At 43.4% G+C, this 2,318-nt stretch carries 1 protein-coding gene; it reads left to right on the top strand.

All coding sequences use genetic code 11. The features are described from left to right. Positions 1-168: 168 nt before the first annotated feature. Positions 169-2,172 (top strand): excinuclease ABC subunit UvrB, encoded by a 2,004-nt coding sequence (gene uvrB, locus BGL89_RS15185; RefSeq protein WP_286826409.1) that lies wholly within the window; start codon positions 169-171, stop codon positions 2,170-2,172. Positions 2,173-2,318: the final 146 nt, after the last annotated feature.

Below are 2,318 nucleotides of genomic sequence, written 5' to 3'. Positions count from 1 at the left end.
TCGAGTTCCAGGGTTCAACTCAATCGAGCCATTCACTACCGCCCACTCAGGGGATTCAAACCAATTTTATTTTAACATAAAGCCGTCCTAATGGGACGGGGCTTTAACCCAAAATTTTGGTAATTTGATTGATAATTTATTTTGCCTGTTCTCTACACCTAGCCGCTAATGTCCGCTTTTCAACTACAAGCACCCTTTCAACCCACCGGGGATCAACCGGCAGCGATCGATAAATTAGTGGATTCCCTGCAAAACAGGCATCGTTTCCAAACCCTCTTGGGGGCAACCGGCACCGGTAAAACTTTCACCATTGCCGCTGTGATCGAGAAAATTGGCAGGCCTACCCTTGTCCTTGCCCATAATAAGACCCTGGCCGCCCAATTATGCAACGAATTGCGGCAATTTTTCCCCAATAACGCCGTGGAATACTTTATCAGCTATTACGACTACTATCAACCGGAGGCTTACATTCCCGTCAGCGATACCTACATCGAAAAGAGTTCTTCGATTAATGATGAGATCGATATGCTGCGCCATTCGGCCACGCGCTCGCTGTTTGAACGCAGGGATGTGATCGTCGTCGCTTCCATTAGTTGTATTTATGGTTTGGGAATGCCCGCGGAATACCTGAAAGCGGCGATTTCCTTAACAGTTGGTCAAGAGTTCGACCAAAGGCAATTATTACGGGCCTTGGTGTCAGTGCAGTACAATCGCAATGATTTAGAGTTAACTCGCGGTCGTTTTCGTCTGAAGGGCGATATTTTGGAAATTGTTCCCGCTTACGAGGATCGGGTTATTAAAATTGATTTTTTTGGCGATGAGATTGAAAGTATTCGTTATCTCGATCCCCTGACGGGGGAAGTTTTGCAAAAATTAGAGCGAATTAGTATTTATCCGGCCCGTCACTTTGTTACCCCGGAGGAGCGTTTAGAGGTGGCCTGTCGGGATATTAAAACCGAGTTAGATAACCGTTTATTGGAGTTAGAAAAAGCGGGCAAATTACTGGAAGCGCAACGTTTGGATCAGCGGACTCGTTATGATTTAGAAATGTTGCAGGAAGTGGGTTATTGTAATGGCGTGGAAAATTATTCGCGGCATTTGGCGGGTAGGTTAGCGGGGGAACCGCCGGAATGTTTGGTGGATTATTTTCCCCAAGATTGGTTATTAGTTGTGGATGAATCTCATGTTAGTGTGCCGCAAATTCGCGGGATGTATAATGGCGATCAATCACGAAAAAAAGTTTTGATCGATCACGGGTTTCGTTTACCCAGTGCTGCGGATAATCGTCCTTTGAAGTCGGAAGAATTTTGGCAGAAAGTTAATCAATGTATTTTTGTTTCGGCCACTCCAGGAGATTGGGAATTAGAACAGTCAGAAAATCGCATTGTCGAACAAATTATCCGACCGACGGGAGTTTTAGACCCTGAGATTTTTGTGCGGCCAACCGAGGGACAAGTAGATGATTTATTAGGGGAAATTAAGGAGCGAGTGCAGTTAAATGAACGGGTTTTGATTACCACTTTAACTAAACGCATGGCGGAAGATTTAACCGAATACTTGCAAGAAAGGGGAATTAAAGTTAGATATCTACATTCAGAAATTCAATCAATTCAACGGATTGAAATTATCCAAGACCTGCGAGAAGGGGTCTTTGACGTGCTGATCGGGGTGAATTTGCTTCGCGAGGGGTTAGATCTGCCGGAAGTGTCTTTAGTGGCGATTTTAGACGCAGATAAGGAAGGATTTTTAAGGGCTACCCGCTCTTTAATTCAAACTATCGGCCGGGCCGCTCGTCATATTCGCGGTCAGGCAATTCTTTACGGAGATAATCTCACCGATAGTATGATTAATGCGATCGAAGAAACCAAGAGACGGCGCGCTATTCAACAGGAGTATAATCAGAAACATGGGATTATTCCGCAACCGATTGTTAAAAGGTCAAGTAATTCAATTTTGGCTTTTCTGAATATTTCTCGTCGCCTAAATTCCCAACAATTAGAGCAGGTTTGTGAGAATATAGAAGAGCTTTCTTTGGAACAAATTCCCGAGTTAATTCAACAACTAGAAGCGAAAATGAAAGAAGCGGCGAAAAATCTAGAATTCGAGTCAGCAGCTAAATATCGTGATCAGATTAAGCAATTGCGAGATAAGTTATTAAATCATGTTAGATAAACCTATGACTAGATTTATTCATGACCAGTTTGCCAAAGATTATCTCGAAGAATTATTATAGCGGTTCTCGCATCTGCGAGGCACACTTTAACCTTTGTTGATTAAGCTTTTCAGGATTGAGAATGTACCTCTTGTGAACAGGAAAC

The organism is Microcystis sp. LSC13-02 (assembly GCA_002282935.1).
In the GTDB taxonomy this organism is placed as follows: Bacteria; Cyanobacteriota; Cyanobacteriia; order Cyanobacteriales; family Microcystaceae; genus Microcystis.
The sequence above is the reverse complement of the archived record's forward strand: the minus strand, read 5'-3'. Positions and strand labels throughout refer to the sequence as shown.

Coding starts and splice junctions, on each gene's coding strand:
- uvrB (WP_286826409.1), top strand. CDS start 169: ATGTCCGCTTTTCAACTACAAGCACCCTTTCAACCCACCGGGGATCAA.